Annotated in this window: 17 protein-coding genes; 16 read left to right on the top strand and 1 reads right to left on the bottom strand. The window is 44.5% G+C overall.

What is annotated here, in order from left to right:
• Nucleotides 1-2 precede the first annotated feature (2 nt).
• The 14 genes from smpB (at nt 3) to HFM85_RS13430 (ending at nt 13,573) form a co-directional block, all read left to right on the top strand.
• On the top strand, nt 3-473 hold the full coding sequence (smpB, locus tag HFM85_RS13495) for an SsrA-binding protein SmpB (RefSeq protein WP_119240624.1): 471 nt from the start codon (nt 3-5) through the stop codon (nt 471-473).
• A 19-nt stretch (nt 474-492) separates the two neighbouring features.
• Nucleotides 493-984: an acyl-CoA thioesterase gene (locus HFM85_RS13490; protein WP_330594909.1), complete on the top strand. Its 492-nt coding sequence runs from the start codon at nt 493-495 to the stop codon at nt 982-984.
• Nucleotides 985-1,135: 151 nt separating this feature from the next.
• Nucleotides 1,136-2,179: a Rossmann-fold NAD(P)-binding domain-containing protein gene (locus tag HFM85_RS13485; RefSeq protein ID WP_179976615.1), complete on the top strand. Its 1,044-nt coding sequence runs from the start codon at nt 1,136-1,138 to the stop codon at nt 2,177-2,179.
• 14 nt (nt 2,180-2,193) lie between these two features.
• Nucleotides 2,194-2,889, top strand: coding sequence for a UMP kinase (gene pyrH / locus HFM85_RS13480; protein WP_173738750.1), 696 nt, complete (start codon nt 2,194-2,196; stop codon nt 2,887-2,889).
• Nucleotides 2,890-2,927: 38 nt separating this feature from the next.
• Nucleotides 2,928-3,479 carry a ribosome recycling factor gene (frr, locus tag HFM85_RS13475; RefSeq protein WP_173738749.1) on the top strand — a complete coding sequence of 184 codons (552 nt, stop codon included), beginning with the start codon at nt 2,928-2,930 and terminating at the stop codon, nt 3,477-3,479.
• A 66-nt stretch (nt 3,480-3,545) separates the two neighbouring features.
• Complete coding sequence (locus HFM85_RS13470) at nt 3,546-4,253, top strand: isoprenyl transferase (protein ID WP_173738748.1); 708 nt, start codon at nt 3,546-3,548, stop codon at nt 4,251-4,253.
• Nucleotides 4,254-4,256: 3 nt separating this feature from the next.
• Nucleotides 4,257-5,051 (top strand): phosphatidate cytidylyltransferase, encoded by a 795-nt coding sequence (locus HFM85_RS13465; RefSeq protein WP_173738747.1) that lies wholly within the window; start codon nt 4,257-4,259, stop codon nt 5,049-5,051.
• 11 nt (nt 5,052-5,062) lie between these two features.
• Nucleotides 5,063-6,205, top strand: coding sequence for a 1-deoxy-D-xylulose-5-phosphate reductoisomerase (gene dxr, locus HFM85_RS13460; RefSeq protein ID WP_173738746.1), 1,143 nt, complete (start codon nt 5,063-5,065; stop codon nt 6,203-6,205).
• Between the two features lie 10 nt (nt 6,206-6,215).
• The gene (gene rseP / locus HFM85_RS13455; RefSeq protein WP_330594912.1) at nt 6,216-7,493 is read left to right on the top strand and encodes an RIP metalloprotease RseP; all 1,278 of its coding nucleotides are present in this window, start codon (nt 6,216-6,218) and stop codon (nt 7,491-7,493) included.
• Between the two features lie 288 nt (nt 7,494-7,781).
• Nucleotides 7,782-9,056 carry a peptidoglycan-binding protein gene (locus tag HFM85_RS13450; protein WP_173738744.1) on the top strand — a complete coding sequence of 425 codons (1,275 nt, stop codon included), beginning with the start codon at nt 7,782-7,784 and terminating at the stop codon, nt 9,054-9,056.
• 219 nt (nt 9,057-9,275) lie between these two features.
• Nucleotides 9,276-10,334, top strand: a complete 1,059-nt coding sequence (locus HFM85_RS13445; RefSeq protein WP_173738743.1) for an FUSC family protein — start codon at nt 9,276-9,278, stop codon at nt 10,332-10,334.
• 88 nt (nt 10,335-10,422) lie between these two features.
• Nucleotides 10,423-11,358 (top strand): AEC family transporter, encoded by a 936-nt coding sequence (locus HFM85_RS13440; protein ID WP_173738742.1) that lies wholly within the window; start codon nt 10,423-10,425, stop codon nt 11,356-11,358.
• A 119-nt stretch (nt 11,359-11,477) separates the two neighbouring features.
• On the top strand, nt 11,478-12,746 hold the full coding sequence (locus HFM85_RS13435) for a M18 family aminopeptidase (RefSeq protein WP_173738741.1): 1,269 nt from the start codon (nt 11,478-11,480) through the stop codon (nt 12,744-12,746).
• Between the two features lie 17 nt (nt 12,747-12,763).
• Nucleotides 12,764-13,573, top strand: coding sequence for a Cof-type HAD-IIB family hydrolase (locus HFM85_RS13430; RefSeq protein ID WP_173738740.1), 810 nt, complete (start codon nt 12,764-12,766; stop codon nt 13,571-13,573).
• 167 nt (nt 13,574-13,740) lie between these two features.
• On the opposite strand, the gene HFM85_RS13425 is transcribed toward HFM85_RS13430, so the two are convergent.
• Nucleotides 13,741-14,685: an AEC family transporter gene (locus tag HFM85_RS13425; protein WP_173738739.1), complete on the bottom strand. Its 945-nt coding sequence runs from the start codon at nt 14,683-14,685 to the stop codon at nt 13,741-13,743.
• A 148-nt stretch (nt 14,686-14,833) separates the two neighbouring features.
• Between HFM85_RS13425 and HFM85_RS13420 the strand changes: the two genes are divergently transcribed.
• The gene (locus tag HFM85_RS13420) at nt 14,834-15,874 is read left to right on the top strand and encodes a tyrosine-protein phosphatase (RefSeq protein ID WP_173738738.1); all 1,041 of its coding nucleotides are present in this window, start codon (nt 14,834-14,836) and stop codon (nt 15,872-15,874) included.
• Between the two features lie 158 nt (nt 15,875-16,032).
• Nucleotides 16,033-16,530 (top strand): acetolactate synthase small subunit, encoded by a 498-nt coding sequence (ilvN, locus tag HFM85_RS13415; RefSeq protein WP_173738737.1) that lies wholly within the window; start codon nt 16,033-16,035, stop codon nt 16,528-16,530.
• Nucleotides 16,531-16,542 lie beyond the last annotated feature (12 nt).

The raw sequence follows: 16,542 nt of genomic DNA, 5'->3' as shown, positions 1-16,542 counted from the left end.
AAATGGCAAAAAAATCAGGAATGAAACTGATCGCGAATAACAAAAAAGCGTTTCATGATTATTTTATCGAAGACACCTATGAAGCCGGGATCGCACTTGCAGGAACAGAGGTAAAATCCCTCCGCTCCGGTAAATGCAGCATCAAAGAGGCTTTCGTCCGTGTGGAGAACGGAGAAGTGTATGTATATGGAATGCATATCACTCCTTATGAAAAGGGAAATATTTTTAATAAAGATCCGCTTCGCGTGCGCAAGCTCCTGCTGCACCGCTACGAGATCAACAAGATCGAAGCAAAATTAAAAGAAAAAGGACTGACACTAGTACCGCTTAAGGTCTATTTCAAGGACAGTCTGGTAAAAGTGGAAATTGGCATGGCCCGTGGTAAGAAACTCTATGACAAACGCCAGGATATTGCCAAGAAAGACCAGAGAAGAGAAGCAGAGAGAGATTTTAAGGTAAAAAATCTCTATTAAAAATGAGGGGGAATGTACCGTGGATAACGGTCATGAAAGAAGAAAAAAGACAATAGAGGATTCTATGACAGAGCAGGTTCATCTGATCATGCAGCAGCATCTCAATGGAAGCGGAAGGCTTTTTGGCGGAGCCCTGATGCAGTGGATCGATGAGGTGGCAGGTATTGTGGCCATGCGCCACGCCGAGACACATAGAGTTGTGACGGCAGCTGTTGATAATCTTCAGTTCAAACGCGCTGTTTATGAGGGAGATATCCTGGTCTTAAGAGGATATGTGACTTACGTAGGAAAAACCTCCATGGAAGTCGAAATCGATACTTATACAGAACTGCCGGATGGCATGCGCCAGACAGTAAACCGGGCATTTTTTGTGATGGTGGCAGTGGATGAAGATCAGAAACCTGTACAGGTACCGGATCTTGTCATTTCCACAGAGGCAGAAAAAGCCAGGAATGAGGCTGCAAAAATGCGCCGTACCATGCGAAAACAGCGAAGAGAGAATGGATTCTGATATCAGATGCCGCAATTTTTCGCATAGTCTGAAAAAACTAAAAATTGTGTGAAATTCCGAATGGTCAGGTTGACAAGAAAGTGATACTCTGCAATAATAGGAAGAGATAACTAAAAAGAAAGACAGAACCATTTTATATGGAGGAGATATAATGAAGAAACGCTATTTGATCTTTGCCGGAATCCTGGCAGCGAGTATGTTTGCGGCTGGCTGTGGAAATAAGCCTTCCGTAGCACCGGAGCAGAAAGTGGAAGCAACAGCAACACCGGCAGTAACCGAGGCACCGAAGTCAGATGTAGTGGAGATGAAGACTGCAACAGATGATACAGCGAATATCAAGAATGTGATGGGAACCAAGAGTGAAACCACTACAAGTATTGTATTTACGAATAAAATGGGATCTACCATTTCAGCAATTTATGTCCGTCCGACCAGAGACGACGGGGATGACAGTGATGAGACCTGGGGTAGTGACCTTGTAAACAGTAAGTTTACATTGGCCGACAACGACAAGGCTGTTTATTATATGGAGAAAGATCAGAAGGATGATAACGGTGACACAGCGACCAGTTTTGATGTGCGCATCACATTTTCTGATGAGGAGCAGAATGAGTGCTTTTTCCGTCAGCTTCCGCTTACGACTATCTCACAGATCAGCCTGTGCATGGATGGAGAAGGTGAAGACGGAATCCCTTATGCTACATATCTGACAAGCGGAAGCACCAAGGAGGTTTCCACTTTGAAGGATGTGAAGGCAAGACTTGGAATCGAGGATGACAGCGCGGAGAGTGACAGCACAGATTCCGTCAGCGACAGCACTGATGTTACACCAACTCCGTCAGCAGATGATGAGAGTGGTAATTCTGATGGCAGTGGTAATTCAAACAGCACGGATAATTCGGACTCCACACCGTCTGCAGATTCCACATCAAACCAGCCGTCAGCAGATCCTACTTCAGCACCGTCTGATAACAATAATGGTGACAACAATAGTGGTGATGATCTGGCTTCTGTGGCGGCAGGATATATCGGTCAGTCCATGTCAGCTCTTGAAAGCGCATGCGGCAGTCCGAACGGCAGTGATTATGAAGATGAGCCGGAATCCGGCAAGACCGGTTATTATTACTATGATACGTTTACGGTTTCCACAACTTTTGATGATGATGGCAATGAAGTTGTATCCGGCGTATGGTAAAGGAGAATAAACATATGAAGAGAGTGTTACTGAAATTAAGCGGAGAGGCTCTTGCAGGAGAGCAGAAGAGAGGTTTTGACGAGGCAACTGTCACAGAGGTAGCCAAACAGATCAGGACTATTGTTGATGAGGGACTTCAGGTAGGTATTGTTATCGGAGGCGGAAACTTCTGGAGAGGACGTACCAGCGGAGCCATGGACAGAAGCAAGGCAGACCAGATCGGAATGCTTGCAACGATCATGAATTGTATCTATGTATCTGATATCTGCAGATATGTAGGACTTAAGACAGAGGTATTCACACCATTTGTATGCGGTGCATTTACAACTCTTTATTCTAAAGATGCAGTGGAAGAGAGCTTTGCAGCAGGTAAGGTAGTGTTTTTTGCAGGCGGTACAGGACATCCTTATTTCTCCACAGATACAGCTACTGTACTTCGTGCAGTTGAGATCGGTGCAGATGCTATCCTTCTTGCGAAGGCGGTTGACGGAATCTATGACAGCGATCCGAAGGTTAATCCGGATGCCAAGAAGTATGACGAGATTTCCATTGATGAGGTAGTTGCGAAGAAACTGGCAGCTATGGATCTGACAGCTTCCATCATGTGTATGGAGCAGAAGATGCCGATGCTGGTATTTGGTCTCGATGAGAAAGACAGCATTGTGAATACCGTTCACGGCAAGTTCTCCGGAACTAAGGTAACTGTGTAATTAAATTAATAAAATAACCATACAGGGAGATATGTGAAATGGATGAGAGAATTCAGGTATACGAAACAAAAATGGGAAAAACACTGAATGCTTTGGAGAGCGAGCTTACAACGATCAGAGCCGGACGTGCGAATCCGCATATTCTTGATAAACTTACTGTAGATTATTATGGAGCACCAACTCCGATCCAGCAGGTTGCCAACATTTCCGTACCAGAGGCGCGTATGATCCAGATCCAGCCATGGGAATCCAGCATGATCAAGGCAATCGAGAAAGCTATCCTCTGCTCTGACCTTGGATTAAACCCAAGCAACGATGGTAAGGCAATCCGTCTTGTATTCCCGGAGCTTACCGAGGAGCGCCGTAAAGAACTGGTTAAAGATGTTAAGAAAAAAGGTGAAGGCGCCAAGGTCGCAGTGAGAAATATCCGTCGTGATGCAAATGACGCTTTCAAGAAACTTGCAAAACAGGATGTATCCGAGGACGAGATCAAGGAGCTTGAGGACAAAGTTCAGAAGCTTACAGACAAGTACATCAAGGAAGTTGACAAGGCAATCGAGAACAAGTCTAAAGAGATTCTGACCGTATAATTGCAGGAATACAATGATTAAGAGGGCTTCTTCGAAGAAGCTCTCTTTCTGTATGGAGGAAAAAATATGAACGTACCAAATCATATCGCGATCATTCTGGACGGAAACGGAAGATGGGCCAGGGAACGGGGAATGCCGAGAACCTACGGACATGTGAAAGGCTGTGCCAACCTTGAGAACATCTGCTACGATATCAAAGATCTGGGAGTGAAATACTTAACGGTCTATGCTTTTTCCACAGAGAACTGGAAGCGTTCCAGAGATGAGGTTGAGGCACTGATGAAGCTGTTTCGCAGCTATCTCAAGAAATGTATCAAGATTTCCAGGAAAAATAATATGAGGATGAAAGTCATTGGAGATATTAAGGCATTTGCACCGGATATTCAGCAGAGTGTCCGTGAGCTTGAGGAATACTCCAAGGATTTTGACGGAATCTATTTCCAGCTGGCATTAAATTACGGAAGCCGTGATGAGATCCGCCGTGGAATGCAGAAGATGGCCCAGGATGTAAAAGATGGAAAAGTAGAGCCGGATAGTATTACAGAGGATACGATTGAAAGCTATCTGGATACAGCAGGTGTTCCGGATCCGGATCTGATGATCCGTACCAGTGGAGAGCAGCGGCTTTCCAATTTCCTTCTCTGGCAGCTGGCTTATTCCGAGTTTTATTTCACACCGGTAGCATGGCCGGATTTCAACAAGGAAGAGCTTATTAAGGCTATCGAGAAATATAATCAGAGAGACAGACGTTACGGCGGTGTTAAGGAGGAGTAATTTATGTTTAAGACAAGACTGATAAGCGGTATCATCCTTGTCATCATTGCCCTTGCAACGATCATTTCCGGCAGCTGGATATTGTTTTTTACACTTCTGGCTGTTTCACTGATCGGAATGCGTGAGCTTTACAATGTGATGAAGGTAAGTGATGAGCATGTTACTGTGCTGGAGCTTGTGGGATATCTTGGAGCAGTGCTCTATTATATTGCCATGAAGTTTGATTTTGGAAATTTTGGAATGATGGCAGTTATTGTAAGTATGATCCTTATCCTGTTCGTTTATGTATTTGGATATCCGAAATACCGCGCTGAACAGGTAATGGCAGCATTCTTTGGTGTTGTATATGTTGCAGTGATGCTTTCATTTATTTACCTGACCAGAAATCTTCCGGATGGCAAATTCCTGGTATGGCTGATCTTTTTATGCTCCTGGGGCTGCGATACCTGTGCGTACTGCGTGGGAATGCTTATCGGCAAGCATAAGATGGCACCTGTCTTAAGCCCGAAAAAATCCATTGAAGGAGCTGTGGGTGGTGTTGTGGGGGCTGCACTTCTGGGAGTGATCTATGCAGCAGCAACACAGGGGAAAATGGCTGAGTATGCCCTGATCTGCGGAGTTGGGGCCCTGATCTCCATGGTAGGCGATCTGGCAGCTTCTGCCATCAAAAGAAACCAGAACATCAAGGACTATGGAAAGCTGATTCCTGGTCATGGTGGAATTCTGGATCGTTTTGACAGCGTGATCATCACAGCACCTGTTATTTATTATCTTGCAAAACTGATTCTTGGAATTTAGGAGATATTGAAATGAAGAATATTGCAATATTAGGATCTACCGGTTCCATTGGAACCCAGACGCTGGATGTAGTGCGGAAGAATAATGATCTTCGTGTAGTTGCAGTCAGTGCAGGTAGGAGTGTGAAAAAGCTGGAGCAACAGATCCGTGAGTTTCATCCCCTTCTGGCAGCAGTCTGGGATGAGAAAGCAGCTGAAGATCTGAAGATCCGCATCGCAGATACAACAACAAAGGTTGTCAGCGGGATGGACGGCCTTCTGGAGCTTGCATCTATGCCGGAGTCCGATATCCTTGTTACGGCTATTGTTGGAATGATTGGAATCCGCCCGACCATGGAAGGAATCCGTGCAGGAAAAGATATCGCGCTTGCCAACAAAGAAACACTTGTCACAGCAGGTCATCTGATCATGCCTATGGCAAAAGAGTACGGAGTTTCCATCCTGCCTGTTGACAGTGAGCACAGTGCAATCTTCCAGGCAATTCACGGAGAAGAGAAAAAAGAGATCCACAAGCTGCTGATTACAGCTTCCGGTGGACCATTTCGTGGACGTACCACAGATTATCTTAAGAACGTGACAGTGGCAGATACTCTCAAACATCCGAACTGGGTAATGGGACAAAAGATCACTGTAGATTCTGCAACACTGGTAAACAAAGGCCTTGAAGTTATGGAAGCGAAATGGCTTTTTGATATGGATCTGGATCATATACAGGTTGTGGTACAGCCGCAGAGTATTATTCATTCCATGGTGGAATTTAAGGATGGAGCCATTATGGCCCAGCTTGGAACACCGGATATGCGTCTCCCGATCCAGTACGCACTGTACTATCCTCACAGACGTTATCTGGATGGAGACCGTCTTGATTTTACGAAACTTCGCGAGATTACTTTTGAGGTTCCGGATATGGAGACATTCCGTGGCCTTCCAATGGCTATCCAGGCATCCGGAGAAGGTGGCAGTATGCCAACAGTCTTCAATGCAGCCAATGAGCTGGCAGTAAAGAAATTCCTGGAAGAAAAGATCGGATTCCTGGATATTTATGAGATTATTGCACAGTCTATGGACAGACACAAAAAAATCGCTCACCCGGATCTGGATGAGATCCTTTCTGTAGAGCAGGATACTTATCAGTGGATCGAAAGCAGGTGGTAAATTGAGATTTGTGATAGCTGTTATAATTTTCAGCGTTGTAATACTGATTCATGAGCTGGGACATTTTCTTCTGGCAAAAAAGAATCACATAGAGGTACTGGAATTTTCTCTTGGCATGGGTCCGAGAATTTTAAGCACTGTAAAAGGCGGTACCCGCTATTCCCTGAAGCTTCTTCCCCTTGGCGGTTCCTGTGCCATGGCCGGAGAGGACGCTGAGGATGATGGTCCCGGGACGTTCAATTCAGCTTCTGTATGGGGCAGGATCGCAGTTGTTGCTGCAGGACCGGTTTTTAACTTTTTGCTGGCGTTTGTGCTTTCCGTGATCATTGTAGGCTGTATTGGTTATGATCCGGCTACAGTACTGGAAGTTACGGAAGGCTCCTCCGCTGAGAAGGCAGGTCTGGAAGCTGGCGATGTGATCACGCAATATCAGGGTTATCATATTGATCTTGGGAAAGATCTCTACGTATATACTTATCTGAATGAACTGCAGGAGGAGGACACCATCCACCTGAAAGTAAAGCGTGACGGAGAGATAAAGGAAATTTCCTATAAGCCGGATGTAAATGTACGTTATCTTCTGGGCTTTAACCGCTCTGATGCAAATTCCATGACAGTGGAATCACTGATCAAGGGAATGCCGCTGGAAGAGGCAGGTCTGGAGGCAGGAGATGTAATTACCAGGATCAACGGGGTGGAAGTACCTGATGGAGCGGCTTATGAAAAATATCTTGAGAAACATCCCCTGTCTGATCAGCCGGTTACAATCACTTATGAACGAAACGGGATGGAGTATGAGGTAGAAATTACACCAAGAGAATACAGAACTCCTGTGACTGGTTTCGGGTATAACACTTACAGCGAAAAAACTTCCGGTTTTAATGTGCTGAAATATGGTGCTGTGGAAGTAAAATATATGATCCGCACCACGATTCTGAGTTTGAAAGAGCTGGTAAGCGGCCATCTCGGGATGAAGGACTTAAGCGGTCCGGTTGGTGTGGTAGATGCCATTGGTGATACTTATGAGCAGTCCAGGAACGAAGGAACACTGATGATCTGGATGAACATGCTGAATATGGCAGTTCTTCTTTCTGCCAACCTTGGTGTTATGAACCTGCTTCCCATTCCTGCACTGGATGGAGGAAGACTGGTATTTCTGCTGACAGAAGCCATCCGCAGAAAACCGGTCAACCGTCAGATAGAAGGAATGGTCCATTTTGCAGGACTGATGCTTTTGATGGCGTTGATGGTTGTGGTGATGTATAATGACATTCTGAAAATATTCTGATATCTGGAGAAATAAGGTGAATATATGGTGCTGTATGATCTCATGGAAGATGATACAGCACTTTTTCTATTATTGTGGAGTATTTATTGTATAATAGACGCATTGGGCAAAGAAATTCATTGCGAGCTGCAGAAACGGATGAGTCGGCAGTGCAGATGAACTTGATGATATTCAGGATGAAGAGGATTACTGGGAGGAAGCACAGTAAAAAATATGGCATTTTTTGATTTTAGGCATATACTGACAGAGAGTTAATGTGTATTGAGATACAAAAAGGAGTCTCTGTTTATGAAAAATCATTCTTATATTTCCATACAGCAGGATACCCCGGATCAGGGCCAGCTGCAGGTGACGGTGTGGGATGGAGTAAATAACCGTCCTGTTGAAAATGCAAGAGTACGGATTTCATACACGGGTATGCCGGACAATATCATCGAAGAAATACGTACGGATTCCTCCGGAAAAACGCCTCTTCTGGATCTGGCGGCTCCGCCTTTGGAATACAGCATGAAACCGGTAGAGCAACAACCTTATTCAGAATATACAGTTCAGATCAGTGCAGATGGTTTTGAACCAAAAGAAGTGGCAGGAACAGAAGTACTTCCTCATTCAATCTCTTGGCAGGGTGCATCTCTCAGGCGGCAGCAGGGAAATGGGGAGGATTATCAGCGGATCGTTATCGGGCCGCACACCCTGTTTGGAGAGTATCCACCTAAAAATCCGGAAGCAGAGATTAAGCCGGTAAATGAATCCGGAGAGATCGTTTTGAGCAGAGTGGTGATTCCGGAGTACATCGTAGTCCATGATGGTCCGGCAGGGGACACCAGTGCCCGGAATTATTACGTACGTTACAAAGATTATATCAAAAATGTGGCCAGCAGCGAGATCTATGCGACCTGGCCGGACGATACGATTCGTGCCAATGTCCTGGCAATCATGTCATTTACATTAAACCGGGTATATACAGAATGGTACCGGAACAAAGGCTATGACTACACCATCACTTCTTCCACAGCATACGATCATAAATGGATCAATGGCCGGAATATTTTTGACAGCATCGACAGGATTGTGGATGAGCTTTTTGAAAACTATCTTTCCAGACCGAATGTGCGGCAGCCTATCCTGACGCAGTATTGTGATGGCAGACGGGTGCAGTGCAGGGATCGTGGCTGGATGACACAGTGGGGAAGCAAGTCTTTGGGAGATCAGGGATATTCTGCAATTGAGATCATACGGAGCTTTTATGGAAATGATATGTATATCAATGTAGCAGAGGCAGTTTCCGGGATTCCTGCATCCTGGCCGGGATATGACCTGACAATTGGTGTTACCGGGGAAAAAGTGCAGCAGATTCAGGAACAGCTTAATGCTATAGCAAAAGCCTATCCCGCAATTCCAACTGTGACTGTGGATGGTATTTACGGCCCCGCGACAGCTGCTTCCGTAAAAAAATTCCAGAATGTGTTCGGGCTTCGGGCTTCCGGAGTGGTGGATTATCCTACATGGTATAAGATCCAGGAAATATATGTGGCAGTTACCAGGATAGCGGAATTGCGATAATACAGATAATAGTTATAAAAAGATACGCATAAAAAATATAATTGCAGATTTCAAAAGGAACAAAAATTTACAGTTTTTGAAAAAAGTATTTGACCTTTCAGAATAAACCAGGTATAATGGCTGTTTGTATATTTGAATGCAGATCGCAAAACGATCGTGTTCATGAGCATATGGCAGAGCGGAATGTGAATGTCCGCTTTATAAAAGGAGCGATGAGAAATGACATTTTATCAGGAACTGCAGTTAAGCTCAACAGGATCCAAACAGCTGATACGGAATACCACAGACAAAAAAGAAAAAAGAAGGCACATTCTGATCTATAATTTTAAAGTATATCTCGTTATGGCCTTCTGCGTAGCTGTTGTTACGTTATACAGCAAGATAACAGGAAATGACAACAGTGTTGTAGGCGTAACTGTACTTTTGGCAATGCTGGTCTTAAGACAGGCAGATTTTGGGATACGAACCACGCATGGACTTTTATCCATTGCCGGGATCTTTGGGATTTTGATCGCAGGCCCCAGACTTTCCAACATGGTTTCTCCGATACCGGCGTTTTTGATCAATGCAGTGAGCATTCTGCTTCTGATGATTCTTGGATGCCACAATGTAATTATGTATAATCATTCTACCTTTGTACTGGGATATCTCCTGCTGATGGGATATGATGTGACGGGAAAAGCTTATGTACTGCGTGTGGAGGGTCTTCTCGTAGGAATGGTTCTCTGCATGGTGATCTTTTACAAGAATCAGAAGAAGCGTCCGTATCGCAGGACATTTCCGGATCTGTTTCGGGAGTTTAATCTCTGTTCTTCCAGAGGCAGATGGTATTTAAGACTGACACTGATCGTTTCAAGTGCCATGTTGATCATGTCCCTTCTTGGACTTCCGAGAGCTATGTGGGCAGGAATCGCCTGCATGTCCGTATGTCTTCCGTTTACAGAGGACTGCAAGACCAGAGCAGGAAAAAGAGGTATGTTTAACATTGTGGGATGTCTGCTTTTTGTTGTGCTCTATCTGGTGCTTCCGAAATCCATGTATCCTTACATTGGAATGATCGGCGGAATCGGTGTAGGATATTCCGCAGGCTACGCATGGCAGACGGCGTTTAATACTTTTGGTGCGTTGTCCATTGCAGCAGGGCTTTTCGGAATGCCGGCAGCAGTGCTGCTTCGTATCGGGGCGAATGTATTTGGGGCTGCTTATACAATGCTCCTGAATAAGCTGGGAGATAAGATTGTACAGCAAAAGCACGTTGTCAACGTGAGTCAGATGTGATAGTATAAAATTCATAAAGGCAAAATAATGCATCGCAGAGCCAAAGGCCGGGTGCATTATTTTTTTGGACAAAAAGGAGTCTCAGAAGATGAATACGTTAACAATTCTATTACAGCAGATTGGGATGTTCGTGATCTACATTATCACGGGCATTATCCTGATCCGCACGAAAGTGCTGACAAGAGAAACCCTGGAGGTGATTTCCAGATTTGTGATCAAACTGGCACTTCCGGTTATGATCTTTATCAACACAGTTGACGGTGTAGGCCGCAGAACATTTTTTTCATCCTTATCGATTCTTGCGATTGCAGCATCTATGTACATTGGGCTTTTGATCCTGGGAAAAATATCCGGAAAAATATTTCGGCTGAAAGGTGATCATCTGCAGCTGTACCGGGCGATGGTCGTATTTGGAAACGTAGGATTTATGGGAATTCCTATTATTACCAGTATTTATCCGGAAAAAGGAATGCTGTACATATCTGTTTTTACGGTCATTGACCAGCTGATGCTCTGGACCCTGGGTGTGAAGCTCACATCTCCTGCAGAAAAAGAAAGTGGGAAATTTAATCCCAGGAAACTCATTAATCCTGTCACAGTGGCAATTATACTTGCCATGCTCTGTGTGCTGACCGGGATCCATCTGCCATTGATCCTGGATACTGCACTGCAGAAAATGGGAGCTACCGCAACACCCCTTGCCATGATCTATCTGGGAGGAATTTTTGCCTGCATTGATGTGCTGAAATTTATCAAAGTACCGGATTATTATGGAATCGCTTTGATAAAGATGGTGCTATTTCCCATACTTTTCTATGTTTTGCTGGGATTTTTTCCGATTCCTTCAGATATCCATATGACAATGGCACTGGCTTCTGCCATGCCGGTAATGTCTTCTGTGGTAATGATGGCCAATGCTTCAGGTTCTGACGGAGATTATGCAATGGGAGGAATCCTGGTTACTACAGTATGTTCTATCATAACACTTCCGGCTGTATCCTGGATCTTTCAGATGATCGGTTAAAAGTATTGCTACGGAAAATATTTTGCCGTATAATGTGCAGTAGCAAAAGGTTACTGCGCATTTTTGTGAGAGTAACATAAAACGGCCTGATTTCCGGCCGGTCAGAGGAGAAAACAGACATGTACGAAGAGACAACAGAGAAACTTTTGGAATTTATCAGCAGCAGTCCAACTGCTTTTCATGCGGCAGAAACAATAAGAAAACGTTTTCTGGAAGAGGGTTTTACAGAACTGAAAGAGGAAGAACACTGGGAGCTGGAAAAAGGCGGAAAATATTTTGTCATGCGAAATCATTCTGCGATCATCGGATTTTCCATTCCAATGAATGATTCCGGAAGATACCATATTATTGCGAGTCACAGTGATTCTCCGTCCTTTAAGATCAAAGAAAATCCGGAGATGTCTGTAGGTGGAGCTTATGTGAAGCTGAATGTGGAACGGTACGGTGGAATGATCCTTTCCACCTGGTTTGACCGTCCTCTTTCTGTGGCAGGCCGAATGATCGTGCGCAAAAACGGCAAGATCCTGGAGAAGCTTATAAACATTGACAGAGATCTTGTGATGATTCCGAGCCTTGCCATTCATATGAACCGGGATATTAACGGTGGATATCATTATAATGTGCAGAAGGATATGCTGCCTCTGTACAGCGGAAATGGTGAAAAAGGAAAGTTCCTGGATATGATAGCGGCAGAAGCAGAGGTTCGTCCGGAGGATGTCCTGGGGCATGATCTGTTTTTGTACAACCGTATGCCCGGAACTGTATGGGGAGCCAGAAATGAGTTTGTATCAAGTCCGAGACTGGATGATCTGCAGTGCGCTTTTGCATCCCTGGAGGGATTTTTGCAGGCAGATAAAAAGAAAAATATTGCAGTCCACTGCGTCCTTGACAATGAAGAGGTAGGAAGCACCACCAGGCAGGGTGCAGCATCTGCATTTCTCAAGGATGTGCTGTACCGGATCAATCTGGCACTTGGCGGGGATCATGAGAGCTACCTTATGGCACTTGCGGAGAGCTTTATGATCTCTGCAGATAATGCACATGCGCTTCATCCAAACTATACGGATAAAGCAGATCCTGTGAACCGTCCGACAATGAATGGCGGAATCGTGATTAAATATAATGCAAACCAGAAATATTGTACAGACGGAATTTCAGCAGCAATCTTCAAGGAGCTTTGCAGGGAAGCGGAGGTTCCGTACCAGACATTTGTAAACCGTTCGGATATTGCAGGGGGCTCCACACTTGGAAATATTTCCAACACACAGGCTGCCATGAATACAGTAGATATCGGACTTCCGCAGCTGGCTATGCATTCAGCTTATGAGACAGCAGGAGTGAAGGATACAGAGAGTCTGATTCGCGCAGCAAAAGTATTTTACAGATGATATGGGAGACATGAGAAATGAGAAAAAAAGCGGTATTTTTTGATGCAGACGGAACGATCTGCGATATGAAAAAAGGAACTCCGGACAGTGCAATAGAGGCAGTGCGTGCATTGATAGATAATGGCCACGAAGCCTGGCTCTGTACAGGAAGAAGCCGTGCCTTTGTTCCATGGTATCTGGAGCAGATCCCTTTTACAGGGATGATCACTGCCTGCGGATCTACCATAGAGAAAGACGGGAAGAGGCTTTTTAATAAAGAAATGACACCGGAAGTTGCAAAGCTTTCCGTGGAAGTATTAAGAAAATATGGTCTGATCCCGGTGATGGAGGGTGCAGACTATATGTATTATGATAAGGACGAGTATACGGATGAAGTAAACTGGTATGCAAGCCTGATCACAGAAGCACTGGGAGATAAGTGGAGACCGATCCGGGGTAATGAAGACTGTATGCAGATCAATAAGATCAGTGCAAAAATGACGGCCGGCTGCGATGCAGAGGCTGCACTTGCCGTCTTAAGTGAGTATTATGATATCATCCGTCATGAGGGCAGCAGCTCTTTTGTTGGAAATACTATCGAGCTTGTTCCCAAGGGCTTTAACAAAGCTGTTGGCATTGCTGCAGTGATACGCCTGTTTGATATTCCGTGGGAAGATACTGTGGTATTCGGAGACAGCAACAATGACCTGGCTATGTTTGAATATGCGGCCACCAAGGTTGCTATGGGAAATGCTTCCCCGAAGATCCAGGAGCTGGCAGATCATGTTACGTCCGATATGTTCCATTATGGAATCAGGGACGGTCTCCGGTATCTGAAACTGATATAGACTGAATATTTGTACAAAATGCAGAAATAAAAATGCTGTAAGAACTGTTTGGAAGCAGACAGCTCTTACAGCATTTTCTGTATGAAACGGGCTATGTCTTTAGCTGGTATTTATGCTCCGTGTTACGCAGAGTGGCAATGTTTATATCCTGCTGCAGATAAGCCGAATCAGATAAGCCCAAGGTTCTTACAGATAAACAGCCATAAAGTCAATGTAAACGCACTGAAAACTGTAGTAAGAAGAACAACTCCGGAAGAGAAGGAACCTTCATGATCCATATTTTTTGCCATAACAAAGCAGGTTACTGTGCTGGCAGAACCAAGCATAATGATAATGGAAACCAGCTTATCCTGTGTGAAGCCGCAACGGATGGCCAGCGGGAGAAAAAGTGCTTCGTAGCCGACAAGCTTCATAAAAGTGCAGGCAACAGAAGCCTTCAGTCTGGAGAAAGCTTTTCCAAAACGGAGAGAACCTCCCATGGCCATCAGACCAAGGGGTGTGGCTGTTTTTGCAAGGTTTCCGACTGTGGAATCCAGGATCTTCGGAAATGGGAGACGGAGCAGAGACCATAATGTACCAGCTGCAATTCCAAGAATAATTGGGTTGGTGATGATGCCTTTTAAAGTACGCTTCAGAACAACACCATTCAGTTTACCCTGACCTGGTTTGAATATGGAAAGAATCACAACAGCCATAACATTGTAAAGAGGTACACTTGCAATGATCATCAGCGGAGCCATTCCGGCGTTTCCATAAAGGTTCTGGATAATGGCGATACCCAGGATCGCAGCACTGCTCCGGTAAGATGCCTGGATAAATTCACCGCGTATATCTGAAGGATGAAGGAATCGGGACAGAAATACGGAGATGATAATGCTTACAGAAGTGATACTAAAACAGAAGACCACCATCCTGAAATCCCAGGCTTCGTAAATATCGATCCTGGCAATATCCTGAAAAAGAAGCACAGGTAAAGGTACAACAAATACGAATTTATTCATACGGCTGACAAATGCATCGTCAAAAAGTCCGATCCTCCGGAAAAAATATCCGAGAAGCAGCGTAAGAAAAATCGGAACAGTTACATTCAGACAAAAAACAAGATTTTCCATAAAGAAACCCTCCCATGGGTAAATATCTCCACTTATTATATCGAAACCATGAAAAATGTCAAACAAGGTATACGTAACGGAAAATTTCTGGTATGATAAAGTGTGTCCCGAAAAGGATGCAGGGGTTGAGAAGGAGAAAGGAAAGAAAATGAGATACGGAAAGATACGGATCGAAGATGGATTTTTTGTGTTTAACAGGCACATGATGCTGAACAGCCTTCCATGCAGGGATATTGTCTGGGCGTATATGCGCCGGGAAGGTGCGGATAAAACCGGAGAGAAACAGCTGATCATCAACTATCTGGTAATCATAACACGACGTCAGAAACGTTATAAATTCGATATGACTGAACAGGAGGTCCAGGATTGTCTCCGGCTTCTTAAATTGCTGAATCCTGATATGGCCGTAGGATTTCCCAAAGGCAGCAGGCTTCCACTGAAGAATCTTCCCAACACCAGGGATCTTGGAGCACTGATGACAGAGAATGGTTCACATATTCTTCCGAGAAAGCTTCTGCGCAGTGGCGAGATTTATCATGCTTCCATTACAGATACCCGGATCCTTGCAGAGGAATATAATGTAAAAACAGTGATCGATTTCCGTTCAGCAGCTGAAGTAAAGAAAAAACCGGACGATATCATGGCTGGTGTGGAATATTACCATATCCCGATCCTGGATGAAGAGAGCGGAGGAAGAAGCTTTTTTGAACAGGTGATGTCCTGCTATGGGGATACTGATAAATATATGATAAACAGATACCGCAGTTTTCTGAATGATGAGTATTCTCTGAAACAGTATGCACGTTTTCTTGATGTACTTCTCCATGTAAAGAACGGGGCAGTGATCTTTCACAGTGGAACAGGAGAAGACAGAGCCGGAGTCGGAACCGCACTGCTGCTTTTGGCACTGGGCGTACCGAAAGAGACAATACGAAGAGATTTTATGCGTTCCAATCCATGTCTGGAGGAAGAACTTAAATATATGCGCAGGCTTTACCGGGCTTACCGTCCTGAGAACAGTCAGAAGTTTGCCAATCTTACTGCTTTTTATCAGGTAAAAGAATCCTACATTAATATCATATTTGATCTCATTGAGAATGAATACGGAGGGGGAGAGAGATTCCTTCGTAAGAAGCTTTATCTAACTGCGAAAGCAACAGAAGAGCTGCGCAAAAAATATCTGATCTGATGTAAACTCTTTATTAATTTGAAGGTGTCTTACGAGAAATTTTGATTGACAAAATTTTCGAAGTTGCTATAATGGTAAGAAAGCAAAGATTTATTAGATTAAAGCGTTACTTGACGAAGTCAGGTTTCTTTACATAACGTTTTGAAAGCAGGTGTATTATGGAAAAGAGAATACTATCCATTCTTGTGGATAATACCTCAGGAGTCCTTAGCCGTGTGGCTGGTCTATTCAGCCGCCGTGGATATAATATTGACAGCATTACAGCAGGTGTGACTGCAGATCAGAGATATTCCCGCATGACAGTTGTATGCGAGGCGGATGATCAGATGATACAGCAGATTACGAAACAGCTTGCCAAACAGGAGGATGTGAGAGATGTCAAGGTTCTGGAGCAGGATGACAGTGTTGCCAGAGAATTAATGCTGGTGAAGGTTGCCGTGAAGCCGGAACAGAGGCAGGGAGCACTTTCAGTTGCCGATATTTTCCGTGCCAAGGTAGTGGATGTAAGTAAGGATTCTCTGATCATGGAGATGACAGGAAGCCAGAACAAGCTGAAAGCTTTTATTGAACTGATGGCTGACTATGAGATCCTTGAGCTTGCAAGAACAGGAATCACAGGGCTGTCCCGCGGCAGTGATGATGTGAGATTTCTGTAAGATACATATGTT

This window comes from Blautia schinkii (genome assembly GCF_013304825.1).
GTDB lineage: Bacteria > Bacillota > Clostridia > Lachnospirales > Lachnospiraceae > Blautia_A > Blautia_A schinkii_B.
Note: the sequence above shows the minus strand (reverse complement) of the source record. Positions and strands in the feature narration are given on the sequence as shown.